General features: G+C 51.7%; 15 protein-coding genes. 9 read left to right on the forward strand and 6 right to left on the reverse strand.

What is annotated here, in order from left to right; all coding sequences use genetic code 11:
* Positions 1-3 precede the first annotated feature (3 nt).
* On the reverse strand, positions 4-1,089 hold the full coding sequence (locus CC94_RS0118175; protein ID WP_005372217.1) for an efflux RND transporter periplasmic adaptor subunit: 1,086 nt from the start codon (positions 1,087-1,089) through the stop codon (positions 4-6).
* 488 nt (positions 1,090-1,577) lie between these two features.
* Between CC94_RS0118175 and CC94_RS0118180 the strand changes: the two genes are divergently transcribed.
* Complete coding sequence (locus CC94_RS0118180) at positions 1,578-2,978, forward strand: hypothetical protein (RefSeq protein ID WP_157203473.1); 1,401 nt, start codon at positions 1,578-1,580, stop codon at positions 2,976-2,978.
* Between the two features lie 284 nt (positions 2,979-3,262).
* Positions 3,263-4,138, forward strand: coding sequence for a DMT family transporter (locus CC94_RS0118185; protein WP_005372219.1), 876 nt, complete (start codon positions 3,263-3,265; stop codon positions 4,136-4,138).
* 150 nt (positions 4,139-4,288) lie between these two features.
* Here the strand turns inward: CC94_RS0118185 and htpG are convergent, their stop codons facing one another.
* The 3 genes from htpG to CC94_RS0118195 form a co-directional block, all read right to left on the reverse strand.
* Entirely contained in the window at positions 4,289-6,217 is a 1,929-nt protein-coding gene (gene htpG / locus CC94_RS0118190; RefSeq protein ID WP_005372220.1) for a molecular chaperone HtpG, read from the reverse strand.
* Between the two features lie 323 nt (positions 6,218-6,540).
* Complete coding sequence (locus CC94_RS23270; RefSeq protein ID WP_005372221.1) at positions 6,541-6,753, reverse strand: type II toxin-antitoxin system HicB family antitoxin; 213 nt, start codon at positions 6,751-6,753, stop codon at positions 6,541-6,543.
* Between the two features lie 269 nt (positions 6,754-7,022).
* Complete coding sequence (locus CC94_RS0118195) at positions 7,023-8,576, reverse strand: sigma 54-interacting transcriptional regulator (protein ID WP_005372222.1); 1,554 nt, start codon at positions 8,574-8,576, stop codon at positions 7,023-7,025.
* A 697-nt stretch (positions 8,577-9,273) separates the two neighbouring features.
* On the opposite strand from CC94_RS0118195, the gene metK reads away from it, so the two are divergent.
* The 6 genes from metK (at position 9,274) to CC94_RS22555 (ending at position 14,731) form a co-directional block, all read left to right on the forward strand.
* The gene (gene metK, locus CC94_RS0118205; RefSeq protein ID WP_005372223.1) at positions 9,274-10,434 is read left to right on the forward strand and encodes a methionine adenosyltransferase; all 1,161 of its coding nucleotides are present in this window, start codon (positions 9,274-9,276) and stop codon (positions 10,432-10,434) included.
* A 28-nt stretch (positions 10,435-10,462) separates the two neighbouring features.
* Positions 10,463-11,752, forward strand: coding sequence for an adenosylhomocysteinase (ahcY, locus tag CC94_RS0118210; RefSeq protein ID WP_031431733.1), 1,290 nt, complete (start codon positions 10,463-10,465; stop codon positions 11,750-11,752).
* A gap of 108 nt (positions 11,753-11,860) precedes the next feature.
* Complete coding sequence (locus CC94_RS25315; protein ID WP_342666545.1) at positions 11,861-12,226, forward strand: cytochrome d ubiquinol oxidase subunit II; 366 nt, start codon at positions 11,861-11,863, stop codon at positions 12,224-12,226.
* A 262-nt stretch (positions 12,227-12,488) separates the two neighbouring features.
* Positions 12,489-12,995, forward strand: a complete 507-nt coding sequence (locus CC94_RS0118220) for a hypothetical protein (RefSeq protein WP_005372236.1) — start codon at positions 12,489-12,491, stop codon at positions 12,993-12,995.
* A 54-nt stretch (positions 12,996-13,049) separates the two neighbouring features.
* Positions 13,050-13,325 carry a NifB/NifX family molybdenum-iron cluster-binding protein gene (locus CC94_RS0118225; protein WP_005372239.1) on the forward strand — a complete coding sequence of 92 codons (276 nt, stop codon included), beginning with the start codon at positions 13,050-13,052 and terminating at the stop codon, positions 13,323-13,325.
* Positions 13,322-14,731, forward strand: a complete 1,410-nt coding sequence (locus CC94_RS22555; protein ID WP_005372241.1) for a cytochrome c peroxidase — start codon at positions 13,322-13,324, stop codon at positions 14,729-14,731. The genes CC94_RS0118225 and CC94_RS22555 overlap by 4 nt, the downstream gene beginning before the upstream one ends.
* 318 nt (positions 14,732-15,049) lie before the next feature.
* On the opposite strand, the gene CC94_RS22560 is transcribed toward CC94_RS22555, so the two are convergent.
* A complete protein-coding gene (locus tag CC94_RS22560) occupies positions 15,050-15,232 on the reverse strand; it encodes a hypothetical protein (protein WP_051040369.1) in 183 nt (60 codons plus the stop codon).
* A 77-nt stretch (positions 15,233-15,309) separates the two neighbouring features.
* The gene (locus tag CC94_RS25565; protein ID WP_031431737.1) at positions 15,310-15,558 is read right to left on the reverse strand and encodes a hypothetical protein; all 249 of its coding nucleotides are present in this window, start codon (positions 15,556-15,558) and stop codon (positions 15,310-15,312) included.
* A 765-nt stretch (positions 15,559-16,323) separates the two neighbouring features.
* Between CC94_RS25565 and CC94_RS0118250 the strand changes: the two genes are divergently transcribed.
* Positions 16,324-16,905, forward strand: a complete 582-nt coding sequence (locus tag CC94_RS0118250; protein ID WP_005372248.1) for a DUF1264 domain-containing protein — start codon at positions 16,324-16,326, stop codon at positions 16,903-16,905.
* The last annotated feature ends 60 nt before the right edge of the window (positions 16,906-16,965 follow it).

The following is a 16,965-nucleotide window of genomic DNA, read 5'->3' on the forward strand; positions in this document are numbered from 1 at the left end:
AGGTTACTCGGCGTACAGTTCCAACTCGGGGAGAACCTTTTCCGGAGGCCTTAAATCGATCTTCACCTCTTCTCCGGGATGTACTTTACGCAAGCCTTCGAGCAAGATCCTGTCATCGTCCCGCAAGCCATCTTTGATGATAAACAGATGCGGTATGTCGGCTTCGATCTTGATTAGCCGTTGCTCCAGTTTGTTTTCTTTGTTGATGACATAGACGTAGTTTTTATCCATGATTTCGAATACCGCTTTTTGCGGGATGAGCATGGCGTTTTTATAGAGCTTCGCCATTAAGATCGTTCCGGTTTCGCCGTGCCTGAGCAGCATGTCAGGATTCGGGAAGGTGGCGCGGAATTCGATGTTGCCGGCGGTATTGTCGAAGTCCGCTTCGATCGTCTCGATCACGCCGGTTTGATTGTAAATCTGGCCGTTCGCCATTCTAAGCCGAACCTGGGTAGGCGCGCCGCCCTTTTGGTGCATTTTGTAATCCAGATACTCGGCTTCCGGAACGTTGAAATACACCCATAATTTGCTGATGTCCGACAGCGTGGTCAACAGCGCCCCTTCATCGAGAAGGCTGCCGTTTCTGGCGTCCAGATGGTCCATGATCCCATCGAAAGGCGCCTTGATGTCGGTGAAGCCCAAATGGGTTTCGGCCAGTTTCACTTCCGCATTGGCCTTGTCCAATTTCGCTTTCGCTAAAGCCAGCTCGTTCAACGAAACGATTTTTTTATCGGCCAAACCTTTGGTATTGAGGTATTCGATATTGACGGTGTTGGCTTCGGCTTTCGCTTTTTGCAGTTCGGCCTGATAGATGTTGGGCATGATTTTAAACATGGGTTGCCCCTGTTTCACCGTTTTTCCCTCATCCACAAAAATATTCTGTAGATAACCCCTTTCCAGCGCCCGCACCTCGATATGTCTAATGGCATGGATCTGGCAGACGTATTCCTTGACGACAGACGCGTCTTCGCGTAGTGGGGTGGTGACTTCCAATTTGGGAGCTTCTTCCTTTGGTTCGGCTTCCGGTTTGTAGCAGCCGTTCAAGAGAACGGCCGATAAGCCTAAAATTACCAAGGCTTTAGTAATCATTTTTACGATCCTTAGGGCTCGATGAAACAAAAAATTGTGATTAATAAAATCAATATAAAATCGATCTTTGTAACGATAAATGCGTCGCATGAAGCGACTGCTCGGTGATGATGTATTAGGACTTAGCAAGTTATATGCCACATAAAAACTCTCCCTGTTTGTCGGAGGAAAGCCAGCGTTTTAGTCGAATACTATGTGAAAAAATAAAGCGATAAGGGGGAGTTGACCCGCTGTTGACGGTTGAAATCCACCATCGACTAAACCCCAAAAATACGTAGTGTTTTGGCCTGATACGGGCGAGCGCGTTTTAAAGTTGCGGATGAAGGGATGGGCAAAACGGTGCATTCTCGATGGTTCCGAAGGCCATCGAATTCTAAATAGAGTCTGCCTTTGGCTTGAAACTGGCTTGAATTCTAGCGCTTCCGCGCAATCCAATGAAATCATCGGATATTCTCGAGTTAGTGGACGGTAGGGAGTCGGAATTGCACATGAGCGCTAATCTTCAGCTTTTCGGCTCCAAAGTCTTTAGACGGATATCCAAAACGGCTCTGCTGTTTGCTCTGACCTTAAATGTCGGCGGCTGTAATCTGATCAAGCACACCTTGGAACTGCCGGAGAAAGGTATCCGTTCCATTTTTTCGCTCACACGGGAAAAGGAGGAAAAGCTCGATCCGGTCGAACTGCAATCCCAACTGCTCCGCTTTGCCGACAATTCCATCAACACGCTTAACCTCACCGCCGGCCGGCTGCATCGGGAAGACGAGAAAGTGACGCAAAACCGCAGCATTTTATTGCGCCGCATCAATACCACCAACGATATCATCGCGATCGCGACCGGTGCCAACGCCTACGCCAATCTCCTCGACATGATCATCTTTGCCTCTCTGAACCGGATGAATGTCGAGGATTACTGGATGCCCCAATTTTTCGGCGACTCCGCCAAGCCTTATCTGCGCGCCGCTCAAGATGTAGAAAAGGAAATCTGGAGGATCGCAGGCACCGTGCTGAAAAAAGAACAGATGTCGGAATTGCGTGCGGCTATCGAGACCTGGCATAAGCAGCATCCTAGTACGCGTTCGCCTCGCGATCTCGGCTCAATGGGCTTTGCAACCGAAATCGCACAAATGAACAGGCGCCCCGATCAACCCGGAATAACCGCCAGCGTCTTCAATTTGCTCGTGATCGATCCTCTGGCCGAGCTCGATCCGGCTACCCGCGAACTGGCCAATACCCGGCTGTTTGCAGAACGCGGCCTGTTTCTGGCCCGCTATTTGCCGACTCTGATCCGCTGGGAAACCGAACTGCTGGTGATTCAGGCGGGGGAAACGCCTAAGATAGAGCAACTGCTGTCCAATACCGATCGACTGACCGAAGCGGCGAACCGATTCAGCCGGACGACGGAACGCCTGCCCGGCTTCATCAGCGCCGAACGCCGGCAGATCATCAATGCACTGAGCCGGCAGCAGCCGGAACTCGCCGAGCTGGCTACTCGAACCGAAAAATCGCTGGCCGCGGGCAAAGCGATGTCCGATGCTTCGACTGTCACGCTAAAGGCATTTCAGGATGTGGTGCGGCAACTGCAAGCCAGCCCGCCCAGACCGGACTCGGAGCCTTTCCGGATCGAGGATTACACAGTCGCCGCCGCCCAAATGGCCTTGACAGCGCAAAACTTGGTCCGATTGATGCAAACTCTGAATCAGACCCTGGCGCCCGGTAACTTGGATGAACTGACTGCCCGGTTCGAATCGCTAAGCCGACAGAGCAAAGAGTGGGTGAATTACGCGTTCTGGCGAATCGTAGTGCTGGGGTTGATTCTGATAGTTTCGGCTTGCGCGATAGTGCTGGTTTCGGTTTTGGTTTATTGGAGGTTGAAAAAGAGATTTGCCTGATTGTCGGTTAAGTCAAAATTAGCTTCTATTATCAGATAATATTTTAATTATAGGTTGCCCAAAAGGTACGCACAGCGTACCCTACGAATTGATATACCGATCATTTGACATTCGATGCCTCGCAGCAAAGCTCCCCGTGGCGGCGATACCCGCATTTTCAGCGATCGACCAGCGGCAATGGGTAGCCAACCAAAACCCATTAATTAATCGGTTTTCTTTTGAAGCGAGAACCATTAGAATGCGCTCCCTTTGACTATTCGAGATTTACATAAAGGAAACCGCTTTTGGAAATCGTATTCGTTTTCGGGCGGTTGTTTCTGTCTTCAGTATCCAACGTCTTTCAGAAACAGCTGTCGCATCAAGGTCTGCATCCGTTCTACATCGTCGCCACCACCTATGCGGTACTGTCCGCACTCTCCCTGCCGTTTGCCCTCAACACGGCCTTTTTGCATTTGGAGCCTTCTTTCTGGATCGATGTGTTTATGGCCTCCCTACTCGACGTAGGCGGCTGGATATTTATGGTGATATCGCTTTCCAAAACCGACCTGTCGGTGTTCGGGCCGCTCAATGCTTATAAGGTCGTGATTTCGATGTTGTTGGCGATCGTGTTTCTCGGCGAGGTGCCGACCTTACAGGGATTTGCAGGAGTGGCGGTCATCGTCGCAGGCAGTTTTTTGCTGTTGCCGCCGTCTGGGGGTGCAGCGCCGAGTGGGCTAAAGCCGCTTCTGCAGGAGCGGGGCGTACAGGCGCGTTTTCTTTCCATTCTGCTGTTTTCGATCGGCACGCTGTTTCTGAAAGGCTCGCTCGAACATTCCACGCCGCTGGAAACCCTGATTTTCTGGTCATGGTTCGGATTGCCGCTGATCCTGCTGGCGAACGCTTTTTTAAGCGCGGAGCGCTTGACCGACAATATCAAAAAATCGCAGCCGCATGTTTCCCACATCACCTTGGTCGGAGCGGCGGTCTTCGTGATGCAATATCTGACGCTGGTGCTAATGGCGCAAATGCTGATTGCCTACACACTGGCCTTGTTTCAGCTCGGGATGCTGTTCCAGGTATTCCTCGGCTACAGGATATTCAACGAACCGCACTTGGTACGCAGGCTGGTCGCAGGCCTGGTAATGGTGGCAGGCAGCGTGATGGTATTGCTGGTGCGCTAACCGGCACGGAAAAAATCGTCCGATGCCGATAACGTAGGGTACGCTGTGCGTACCTTGTTTTGATCTGCTCGAATATTTAGAAAAAGGTATGCACAGCGTACCCTACGGTGAAAAAAAAGGCCGGATATTCCGGCCTTTTTTGTGTCGCGATTAGTGCAGAAGACCCTGCAGCAAGCCGTTCAGCTTGTGTACGAAAGCGGCCGGATCGTCGAGCTGGCCGCCTTCGGCCAGGATCGCCTGATCGAACAGGATCTGTGCCAGGTCGGCGAAGCGCGCATCGTCCTGTTCGGCTCTCAGACGCTGCACCAGCGTATGGTCCGGATTGATTTCGAAGATCGGCTTCTTGCCGAAGTTCATCTTCTGGCCGGTCTCCTTCATAATCCGTTCCATGTTCAGGCTCATGCCGTACACATCGGAAACCAGACAGGCCGGCGATTCGGTCAGGCGGTGGCTGAGCCGCACTTCGCTGATTTTGTCTTTCAAGACTTCTTTGATTTGATTCAGCACCGACTCGAAATCCTTGCCGACTTCTTCCTGGTGCTTTTTCTCTTCCTCGTCGTCCAGCTTGCCGAGGTCCAACTGGCCCTTGGCGACCGATTGCAGATGCTTGCCGTCGAATTCGTCCAGGCTCGAAACCAGCCATTCGTCGACGCGGTCGGACAGCAGCAGCACTTCGATGCCTTTCTTGCGGAAAATTTCCAGATGCGGACTGTTCTTTGCGGCCGCGTAGCTGTCCGCGGTCACGTAGTAGATCTTTTCCTGGCCTTCCTTCATCCGGCCGACGTAATCTTCCAGGCTGACCGACTGCTTGTCGCTGTCGCCATGGGTCGAGGCGAAACGCAGCAGTTTTGCGATGCGTTCCTTGTTCGCATGATCCTCGATCGGGCCTTCTTTCATAACCGCGCCGAATTCGCTCCAGAATTGCTCGTATTTTTCCGGCTCGTTCTTCGCCAGCCCTTCCAGCATGCCGAGCACCTTCTTGACCGCGCCGGATTTGATCGTGCTGATCTGTTTACTTTGCTGCAGAATCTCGCGCGAAACGTTCAGCGGCAGCGAATTCGCATCGATTACGCCCTTGATGAAGCGCAAGTAGCGCGGCATCAACTGCTCGGCGTCATCGGTGATGAACACCTTGCGGATGTACAGCTTGACGCCGTGCTTGTTGTCGCGGTCCCACAGGTCGAACGGCGCCCGCGAAGGGACATAGAGCAGCAGAGTATATTCGTTCGTGCCTTCGACCTTGCTGTGCACATAGGCCAGGGGATCCTGAAAGTCGTGACCGACATGCTTGTAGAACTGATTGTAATCGTCTTCGGAAATGTCCTGGCGCGCCTTGGTCCACAGGGCCGAGGCGCTGTTGACGGTTTCTTCCTCGACCAGCGGATTGGGATTTTCGATCTCTTTGCCTTCGTCGTCGTAGGACGGCATGATTTCCTTGTCCATCACGATCGGCAGCGAGATATGGTCGGAGAATTTGCGGACGATAGAGCGGATGCGCCAACCGTCCAGAAATTCGCTTTCGGAGTCTTTCAAATGCAGGATGATTTCGGTGCCGCGCTTTTCCTTCTCGACCGTTTCGAGCGTGTAGTCGCCCTCGCCTGTCGACTCCCAGCGCACGCCTTCGCTTTTCGGCGCGCCGGCCTTGCGGGTAATCAGGGTGACCTTGTCTGCGACGATGAATGCGGAGTAGAAGCCGACGCCAAACTGGCCGATCAGCTCGCTGTCTTTGGCCTGGTCGCCGGTCAGCGATTCGAAGAATTGCTTGGTGCCGGACTTGGCGATCGTGCCGATATGTTCCTGCACTTCGGAGCGGGTCATGCCTATGCCGTTATCGATCACCTTGATGATGCGCTTGTCCTTGTCGAACTCGAGGCGGATTTTCAGATCGCTGTCGCCTTCGTACAGGCTTTCGTCGGATAAAGCCGAAAAGCGCAGTTTGTCGGCCGCATCGGAAGCGTTCGAAATCAGCTCGCGCAGAAAGATTTCCTTGTTGCTGTACAAGGAATGGATCATCAGGTGCAACAGGTGCTTGACTTCGGTCTCGAAGCCCAGAGTTTGTTTTTTTGCTTCCACTGTCATAGGTGCTCGTTCCGGTTAGAAAAAAATGGATGAGCACTACATTGGGGCCGGAGATTTGCTTTTTCAAGTGCCTGTTCGGATAAAGGTCATTCCGGTAACCGGCAGTTTGACGTCGAAGTCATACAGGCCCTATCGGCCCGGTAATTAGAACAGGATGCTCGATCTGGAAAGACGACGGGTAAATCTTTCTCGCCGATTAATTACCGGGCCGATAGGGCCTGTATGACCGTACAAAATGACCCATTTAAGACCATTGAAGAGCGGTCAAAACGTATATGCCGCACATAGAAAAATTGAATATTCGATCATTCAACGATCATTGCCTAAAATGTAATTTCAATGACCGTCGTTTTACAATAACTCTGCGGGGTCTCCAATCCGCCTTGTTTCATTTTTTTTATATGGCGTTTAAGCGCTTCTTTCAAAGCTTCCGCCGCCTTTTCTTCCGTTAAACTATTTACCGAACATACCGGCAGATCTGGGCTATAGGCCGTGAATCCGTTATGGGCAGGTTCGATAATTGCTAAATACCTCATTCAAAATTTCCTTGAAAATTATACTCTAATACATTGTATTTTTTAAAGATATTTGATACACCTTTTTGTCACGGGCATAGTTTATAGTCGAATATATATTATGTAAATTCAAAAATAAGGATAAATGGATGATATAAAATAGATAGAATTCATATCCATTTAAAATGGGTATAAAAATTTGCGGAATGGTGTTTATGTTAGCCTGTGACGGCCTGAAGAATCGAGTATTTGTATCTTTAGTAATTTACCCAGATGATTATGCTTTAAGCCTAGCTTCTGAAACTTGCCAGATTTATCCCGTATTTTTTCAGCTTGAGGTAGACCGCCCGAGGAGTTATGTCCATAGTTAGCGCTACTTTCTTAATATCGCCTTGATGTTGTTTTAACGCTGCTTCAAGAAATGATTGCTCAACTTTGGCTATAGTATTTTCTTTTACGTCTTTCCACTCGTCAGTCTTAGGCTCGGTAGGCGAAATCTCTAAATCCAGATCAGTCAGCTCATTACCTTTAGCAAACAAAAAGCTTCGTTCGAGAATATTTTCCAATTCGCGGACATTGCCCGGCCAAGAGTAGCTGCGGATTTTTTGCATGACCTTTCGGCTGACGGATTCAACATTTTTGTTATATTTTTTGTTCAGCCGTTTCAGTATGAGTTGTACGAGAAAAGGCAGGTCCTCGTGCCGCTCGGACAGTGGCGGGATATTTACTCGAACCACGTTCAACCGATAGTACAGGTCATGCCGAAACACGCCTTTACTTACCAACTCTTCCAGATTTTGATTGGTTGCGGAAATAATTCTTACATCGACAGACAAGGTTTGTTTGCCCCCCACACGCTCAAACTCCCCCTCTTGCAGTATTCTCAACAGGCGTGTTTGTGCAGCGGGAGATAAGGAGTCTACTTCATCCAGAAACAGCGCGCCGCCATCCGCCCTTTCAAAATAACCGTGGTGAACTTCAACGGCGCCTGTAAAAGCGCCTTTTTCATGGCCAAACAAGGCGGTTTCGATAAGATTTTCTGGAATAGCACCACAGTTTATAGGAATAAACGGTCTTCTACAGCGCTCACTCATGGCATGAATTGCTCGAGCAATCAATTCTTTTCCAACACCCGTTTGGCCTTGTATTAAAACCGTCGCCGTAGTCGGGGCTATCACTTCTATCGATTGCAATATTTTCTGCATAGTGGCTGATTTGGCGACGATAGCAGGGGGCTCTTTTATTGCAGGCTGCGTAACTTGTTTGCGCCAAATCTGTTGCATACTTTCTTCGATACGGGAATGCAACGCATTCATATCCTGGATTTCCTTAACCGGTGTGGTATCGGTATATTCCATACCTGGGCGCCCTTGGGACGCCGCAGGGTTTTTATAAACGCAAACTACGCATTTGCCATCATGACGGGCAATGCTTTCTTTAATTTCAACTTTGGCATAACCAAAATTTCTGGCGGCGATGCCACCGAAAACGCTGGAGGTCATCCGGCATAATTCAGGGAAATTCGTCACTTGATCACCAAAAGGGCAACAACTGTTTGTAACGGTAATGCAGTCCTGATTAGTGGCTTCCAGTGAAAATTTGCCTCCTATGTTATTTTTAAGGCCGAGAATCAGTTCGATGTAGCTTTCAATATCGAGTGCTTCGGTTTTATTCGTATTGCTTCGATAGGTATCCTCAAAAAAACAGCCCGCCGTATTAGCAATCTTTTCAATTAATTCCTCGTTGTGTTTTTGTCCCTGTTGTTCGCTGGCATGCATGAGTTCCAGAATGAACGTCTGGAGAAAAAAGATGGGAGTTAATTCAGAGAGAGGATTGTTTTCCATAAATCATCCTAGTGAAAAATAATTTCACTTATTGAATCATATCTTCTTAAATGACACAAGGTTTAAACATAAGAATTTGTTTATAAAACATATTTTATTTTTTATATATGGCATGATCATTGCTGAAAGATAAATGGCTGCACTCAAGTAAAAAAACAAACGACTCCAAGATTACGATTTTTGGGCAACACGTCACCGCTACCGCTATGAGACCTCAGGACACGACAACGCCAGTTTATGGGTACTCACTCCTCGGCACCTTCCGAACACATCCCCTGATCCCGAAAGACGTAGTGGTAAGCGGGTGGATTTGGGAAATCGAAACCCTATGTTTGCGCGCACCGACACTCGCCCCCGAAAAACGGCTATGCGCTGATGTGCTCTCCTCAGCGTTCGGCGTGGCCGAGAAACAGCCTGATTGATGAAATTAACTTTCACATATTCAACAGAGAGCACTTAGCTATAAATATTAGGCCTTCTTCGTTACAGCCATGATCAACAATAAAACTGAGGAAAATATGCCTACCTACGATTATCAATGCTCAAAGTGTAAGAGGCATTTTGAGGTTAAAGTGATTGACCGGAAAGAAGTCTTTCGTTTGATTCTACAAAATCAGCAGAATAAATCATCCTCGCTTGAGGCGGAGCTCAACTGCTATCGAAATAACAACGTTTTTAGTTTTTAAAAGGCACCTCTATGAGCAACAATTTCATTTTTACCTCGGAATCGGTTTCGGAAGGGCATCCCGACAAGGTCGCGGACCAGATTTCCGATGCGGTACTGGACGCGCTGCTGGCGCAGGACCCCAAATCGCGCGTCGCGTGCGAAACGATGGTAAAAACCGGCATGGTCATCATCGCCGGCGAAATTACGACCAATGCCTGGGTCGATCTGGAAGAGCTGGTCCGCAAGACCGTCTGCGCTATCGGTTACGATCACGGCGACATCGGCTTCGACGGCCAGAGCTGCGCGGTGTTGAACGCGATCGGCAAACAGTCGTCCGACATTGCGATGGGCGTCGACGAAGCCGAAAACCACGAACAGGGCGCGGGCGACCAGGGCCTGATGTTCGGCTATGCGACCAACGAAACCGACGTGTTGATGCCGGCCCCGATCCAGTATTCGCACCTGCTGGTCAAACGCCAGGCCGAAGTGCGCAAGAATAAAACCTTGCCTTGGCTGCGTCCGGACGCGAAGAGCCAAATCACGTTCCGCTACGAAAATCACAAACCGGTCGCGATCGACACGGTGGTGCTGTCGACCCAGCATGCGCCGGACATCAGCAACCAGGCGATCCATGAAGCGGTGATGGACGAAATCATCCTGCCGGTATTGCCGAGAGAATGGGTACACAAGGACACCCAGTTTTTCATCAATCCGACCGGGCAGTTCGTAATCGGCGGCCCGGTCGGCGACTGCGGCCTGACCGGACGCAAGATCATCGTCGACAGCTACGGCGGCATGGCACGCCACGGCGGCGGCGCGTTTTCGGGCAAGGACCCGTCCAAGGTCGACCGTTCGGCGGCCTATATGGCGCGCTACGTGGCGAAGAACATCGTTGCGGCGGGCCTTGCCGAGCGCTGCGAAATTCAGGTGTCCTACGCGATCGGCGTGGCGGAGCCGACGTCGATCACGATCGAAACTTTCGGCACCGGCAAGCTCGGCGAAGACCGTCTGGTCGAGATCGTCCGTTCGATTTTCGATCTCCGGCCGAAAGGCCTGATCGCGATGCTGGACCTGTTGAAGCCGATCTATCAGCCCACCGCCGCCTACGGCCACTTCGGACGGACCGAAGACACCTTTACTTGGGAAAGAACCGACAAGGTCGAAGCCTTGCGCGATGCGGCCGGCATTTAATTCAGTAAGGAAAATAGAGGAGCGGGAAATGAGCCAAGATTATAAAGTCGCCGACATGGCGCTGGCGGAGTGGGGGCGCAAGGAGATCGCCATCGCCGAAACCGAAATGCCGGGCCTGATGGCGCTACGTGCCGAATACGGCGCCGGGCAGCCGCTGAAGGGCGCGCGGATCGCCGGTTGCCTGCACATGACGATTCAGACCGCGGTGCTGATCGAGACGCTGACCGCGCTGGGCGCGGAAGTGCGCTGGTCGTCCTGCAACATCTTTTCCACCCAGGACCATGCCGCGTCCGCGATCGCCGCGGCCGGCATTCCGGTGTTCGCCTGGAAGGGCGAGACCGAGGCCGAATTCGACTGGTGCATCGAACAGACCATCGAAGGCCCGAACGGCTGGCGGCCGAACATGATTCTCGACGACGGCGGCGACCTGACGCTGATGATGCACGAGAAATACCCCGAGCTGATGGCGAACGTTCGGGGCCTGTCCGAGGAAACCACGACCGGCGTGTTGCGCCTGCACGAACGGGTCGCCAAAGGCACTCTGATGGTGCCGGCTTTCAACGTGAACGATTCGGTCACCAAGTCCAAATTCGACAACTTGTACGGCTGCCGTGAATCGCTGGTCGACGGCATCAAGCGCGCGACCGACGTGATGGTGGCGGGCAAGATCGCGGTCGTTTGCGGCTACGGCGACGTCGGCAAGGGCTGCGCGCAGTCGCTGCGCGGCTTGGGGGCGACGGTCTGGATCACCGAAATCGATCCGATCTGCGCCTTGCAGGCGGCGATGGAAGGTTACCGGGTCGTCACGATGGAAGAAGCCGCGCCGCTCGCGAACATTTTCGTGACCGCGACCGGCAACGTGAATGTAATCACGCATCAGCACATGCAGGCGATGAAAAACCAGGCGATCGTCTGCAACATCGGCCATTTCGACTCGGAAATCGACATCGCTTCGCTTCGCCAGTATACCTGGGAAAACATCAAGCCGCAGGTCGACCATGTGATCTTCCCGGACGGCAAGCGCCTGATCGTGCTGGCCGAAGGCCGGCTGGTCAACCTCGGCTGCGCGACCGGCCATCCGAGCTTCGTGATGTCCAATTCCTTCTGCAACCAAGTGCTGGCGCAGATCGAACTGTGGAACGATGCCGAACAGTACGAAAACAAGGTTTACGTGCTACCCAAAAAGCTGGACGAAAAAGTCGCCAGCCTGCATCTGGCGCAAATCGGCGTCAAGTTGACCCGGCTGACCGAGGAGCAGGCGCGTTACATCAACGTGCCGGTCGAAGGTCCTTACAAAGGCGAATATTACCGTTATTGATCTTCTCCCGATCCGGGCTGCCTTACTGGGCAGTCCAACCTATCGTCTGCCCGGCTCAGGCTCAACCCATGAAATCACGCTACACGCACCCGAACCACCCTGGGCGGCATCAGTTTCGGCGCTTGGTCGATCGTGTACGCGGCATTTTTCTCGGGGTTTTATACCGGCTTGCTGGTGCTGCTGTTCGCGTTGTTTTTGCGCCCGGTCGGGTTCGACTACCGGAGCAAGCTGCCGGATCCGCGCTGGCGCACCGAAGGCGCACTGGCGGAACGCGCGCTGCGGGTGATCCGCTGGAGCAGCCCGCTATTCGTAGCCGGTTTCGTGATGGCCGGCATCTGGGTCGGACTCGACGTGGACGGCGGTTTCGAGCCAATACACGCTGCAATTGCTGTTGGCCGCCACGGATGTGAGTCTGGCCTGCACACTGGCGGTGATCAACGCCATGTAGCTGGAACCGGGCGACAACGCCGGTGATTAACTTCTCGGAAAAGTCAAGGTATTCTTTTATGATAGAACCCAATGAATGATAGCAAGCACATAACAAGTTTTTCATGTATTTTTTCTAATGAAACTCAGTGTCTCTTTGGCACTGGAGAAACTTGAATCCAGCCCGACTTGTTTCTAAGGCGCTTATCACCCCATAATGGCCTCTCTAAGAAACGCCATTGGTGCTTATATCTTGGATAAGCCGAGTTCTTGCAGCGATGATTTTAACTTTGTAACACAGGAGAAGACCATGCGAAGAATTTATTTTTTGTCCCCAAATCTCGAAACGACGCATAAAATCGTTGACGAATTACGCTCAGTAGGAATAGAAGACCGCCATATGCACGTCTTGGCGAAACGAGACACCCCATTGGAAGATTTGCCCGAAGCCAGCGAATTTCAGAAGACAGATTTTGTCGCTGCAATGGAACGCGGTGCGGCACTCGGTGGAGCAACGGGATTGATCGCCGGACTGATAGGTTTACGTTTTGCGGGATTTGCGATTGCAGGCGGCCCGGTCCTCGGCGTTTTACTTTACGGTGCCACTATCGGCGCAATGATGAGCGGTCTGGCGGGACTCCAGGTCGGCAATTCCAAAGTCAAAAAATACGAAGAGGCGATTGAACGCGGTGAATTGCTGGTCATGGTTGATATTCCGAAAGGGAGCATCGAGGCGATCAGCAAATTGATTACCAAACATCATCCTACCGCTCATTTCGAAGGAGTTGAGCCGCTTTTACCTCCTTCTTATAGCTAATTTATTGGTCTGGAATCAGGGACGATCGCGGGCGCCAATGACGAGAAAATCCCCATGAAAATAGCTGTCGCCAGCCAAAACCGCAAAGACATCACCGGACACACAGGCCGATGCAGAAAATTCTGGATCTATCGGATCGAAAACGGTGTAGTTGCCGGCAAGGAGTTGCTGGAATTACCCAAGGAGCAGTCGTTCCATGAATCGTCGCCGTTAGAGCTTTCCCCTTTGGACGACGACGTCCAGGTACTGATTGCCGGAGGCATGGGCGCAAGCATCGATAAATTCATGCCTGGCAGTCCGGGCATAAGATACATGAGAGTAGAATTATGAAATATACTCAATGGGCTATTCTTTCGCTACTGGCAGTCTTATTGTTTTTTCCGACCTCCAATCTGATCGGTTTGACGAGTAAGAACGAGCCGATTCCCGCTGTTCCCGGCAGCCCCGAAAGTTTTGCCAAGGTCTCGCAGATTCTGCAGGACAAATGCGTCGATTGCCATTCGCCCGGCATGGCCCGGATGCCGATCTATTCCGAACTGCCGATCGCCAAACAACTGATGGCGCAAGATATCGAGGAAGCCGGAGCCCGGCTGGTTTTAAGCAAACAACTTTACAGCGGTGAGGAAGCCTTTAGTCCACTAATGCTGGCCAGACTGGAAAGTGTCGTTCGAAACGGCAGCATGCCGCCTGCACAATATTTTTTGATGCACTGGACCGGGCGCCTGACTGCCGGCGAAAAAGACAGCATTCTTGCATGGATTGCCGAGGAACGAGCCAAACATCCCTCGAGCCTCGATGCCGCCGAAGCGTTTAAGGGCGAGCCCGTGCAACCTTTGCCGTTAACGGTTGATCTCGACCCTGAAAAAGTGGCTCTGGGCGACAAGCTCTTCCACGATCGCATGCTGTCCGGAGACGATACTTTAAACTGCGCGTTCTGCCACGACTTGACCCGGGGCGGCACCGATCAGGCCAGGGTCGCCACCGGCATCCGTGGACAGCAGGGCCCGATCAATTCCCCGACCGTCTATAACGCCATGTATAACATCGCCCAGTTCTGGGATGGCCGCGCCAAAGACTTGCAGGAACAAGCCGCCGGGCCTGTCGCCAACCATGTCGAAATGGGTGCGGAATGGAACAAGGTCGTCGAAAAACTTAACAACGTAAAGCATTACACGGATGCTTTCGCCAAACTCTACCCGGAACAAGGCCTGACGCAATCGACGGTGACCCATGCGATTGCCGTTTTCGAAGAATCGCTGGTGACGCCCAATGCCCGTTTCGACCGGTATCTGCGCGGGGAACAAGACGTTCTGACGGCGAATGAAAAGGCCGGATACGACTTGTTTAAAACGAATTGCGCCTCCTGCCATTTCGGACCGGCGCTGGGCGGCTTGTCGTTCGAGAAAATGGGCGTCAAACAAGATTATTTTAAACTGCGCGGCGGCGAACTGACTGAGGTCGATAACGGCCGTTTCAACGTCACGAAGGATGAAAAAGACCGCCATTTCTTCAAGGTCCCTGTATTGCGCAACATCGAATTGACCCATCCTTATTTTCACGACGGCTCGGTCTCCGATCTAGCCGAGGCGGTCCGAATCATGGGATGGGTTCAATCCGGCAAGACCTTAAACGGTGAAGAGACCGGTAAAATCGTTGCCTTCCTGAAAACCTTGACCGGCGAATACAAGGGCAAACCAGTGAGCCAATTGACCGCTGAGGACCTCGCGCATCCTTGATGAGGCCATCATGAACCGACGCAGGATCAAAGCGATGATTAAGCCGCACGCCTTTTACGTCAGCCCCCTCAATGGCGACCTGACAGATGCGGAATGGGCATTGATTGGATTGGTCGCCCATCACCTAGGTCGCGTTGTTTCGTCCATGCCCGAATCTCAGAAGTGACCGTTTCGATATCCGGGAGTCGTCGATCCAGGCATTGGCGGCTCAGTACGCTGAACTCGCATTCGGCCATATTGAGCCAACTGCCCTGTTTGAGGGTGTAAACGAATTCCAGCTTATCCAGCAACGAACGCACCATGGCCGGCGGGAAGGCTTTACAGTGAGGCGCCGGCATGCGTGTTCAGGTTACCGACCCAGATGATCCGCTTTGCCTGCGGGTAATCCTCTTGCACCAAACGTCGGGCGCCTTCTGCCCACTGTGCTGCGGCATGATTATCCACCACCTCCACGCGCCGCCAGTTCTCAAACAGCGCGCATAAAAGACCATCAACTGGCAACGCCGTTGCACTCGTATTCCACGTCGTAGCGTTCGCTCTGGCCTACCCTGGCCGGAAATCGGGGCGCACCTTCGCATTTACGCCATTTGGACGGAACCCATGGATTTGATGGAACGAAATGATTTCCGGACCTCCCTGTCCGAAACTTTACACCAAATCTCTATCGTGATGTCGGACAGCGGCAGGCAACTTACCGCCATATGCACGGTTTCGGCAGCCACGCCCTTAGCCTGATCAACGGGAACATCGAGCGCTATTGGGTTAAGTTCCATTTCAAACCGCACCAAGGAATCCGAGATTCGTCTCTTGATGAATGAAGAAGTCAAGATTTTTGCTCCAATGTGACTCGGTCACTGACTCCGAATCGGAAATTACTTACAGTTTTTCTCAACAATTGTCGGTGTCGTTATTTTGATCCTGACATTGTTTCTACCCGTTCCGGCACCTTCATGCTCTATACGACCAGCGTGTAGAGACCCGGAAATGATTACATAGACTCGGAGAATCGATATGTTGGATTTTATGTTGAGTATTTTTTCCGCGGTTTTACAAGTAAACATGAAAGATCATCATGACATTCCTTTTGCGCTGCCTTTGCTGTTTTTCATTTTTTTGGCGTTCATCATCACGGTGACCGTGCTGCATTTCATCGGTAATGAAGACTAAGGCCGTGGAGGAAGACTCGCACGGCGTCTGAACGGCCTTATTTCGATTCAGTCTCTGCCAGGGGCAAGCCGCGGTTTTACATCGTTACCCTCAGTAAATTCAAGACACTCAGCGATCACTTTGCAAAAGTTGTCGGGATACGCCGAGACTTGCCTACCTGGTTGCCGGCTGATCGCTTGGCGCTTAAAAACGAACCGCCGTCGAGCGTTTCATGGTGCGTTTCAAGAAATAGATTGAATCAATAATGAAACAGAAATTGAAACATGATCGGTCCAAAGGCAAAAAAGGAGGTTATAAAAGTTGACCAATTTCATAAGGATATAAGCGCCACCCAGGATTGGCACGGTTTTTCCTATATTCAAAATGACGATCGTAACGGCGACCGTCATCAAAACACAACAACAATTCTAAAGAGGATGATATCCATGAAATCACGAATCCTGACCGGTACTTTGGTCGCATTGGTCGCAATGAGTACGGCAGCGGTCGCAAAAAGTCAGCACCACGCCAAAGCGAAAACACCGAAGCTGTACGACAAAACCATGAATCCCCACCAAATCGAGCACCCGAATCATTTGGGCTTCAATGATTTACACATTCAGGCGATCCGCCATCTGGTGCCGGATACGCACGACGTGCACGACCCCAAACTGCAAGTGCCCGTGCATCATCACTGCAAGGCTTATGACGACAGCACCTTGGTCTGCCTGATGTTTCATTCCGGCATGAAAGATCAGGATAAACCGATCGGCTTCGAGTACATCATCACCACCGCGCAATACAACTCTTTGCCGGAAGGAGAGAAAAAATACTGGCATTACCATAAGATCGAAGTGCCGAGAGCGCATGCCTCCTTCCCGGATCTGACCGCGGCTGAAGCGAAAAAAATTATGCCGGCGATCAACGAAACCTACGGCAAGGTCATTTATTTCCAGAAGCCGGAAGACAAACTGCCGATCGGCGAACCTTACGTCGTGATCGTGCAGGATATGCCGGAACAGGATTAGTTACTCCCTAGCGAATGCACCGAGACGCGTTCGCTCTTTTAGCCGACGGGCGCGGAATGG

This window comes from Methylomicrobium agile (assembly GCF_000733855.1).
Classification (GTDB): Bacteria; Pseudomonadota; Gammaproteobacteria; order Methylococcales; family Methylomonadaceae; genus Methylomicrobium; species Methylomicrobium agile.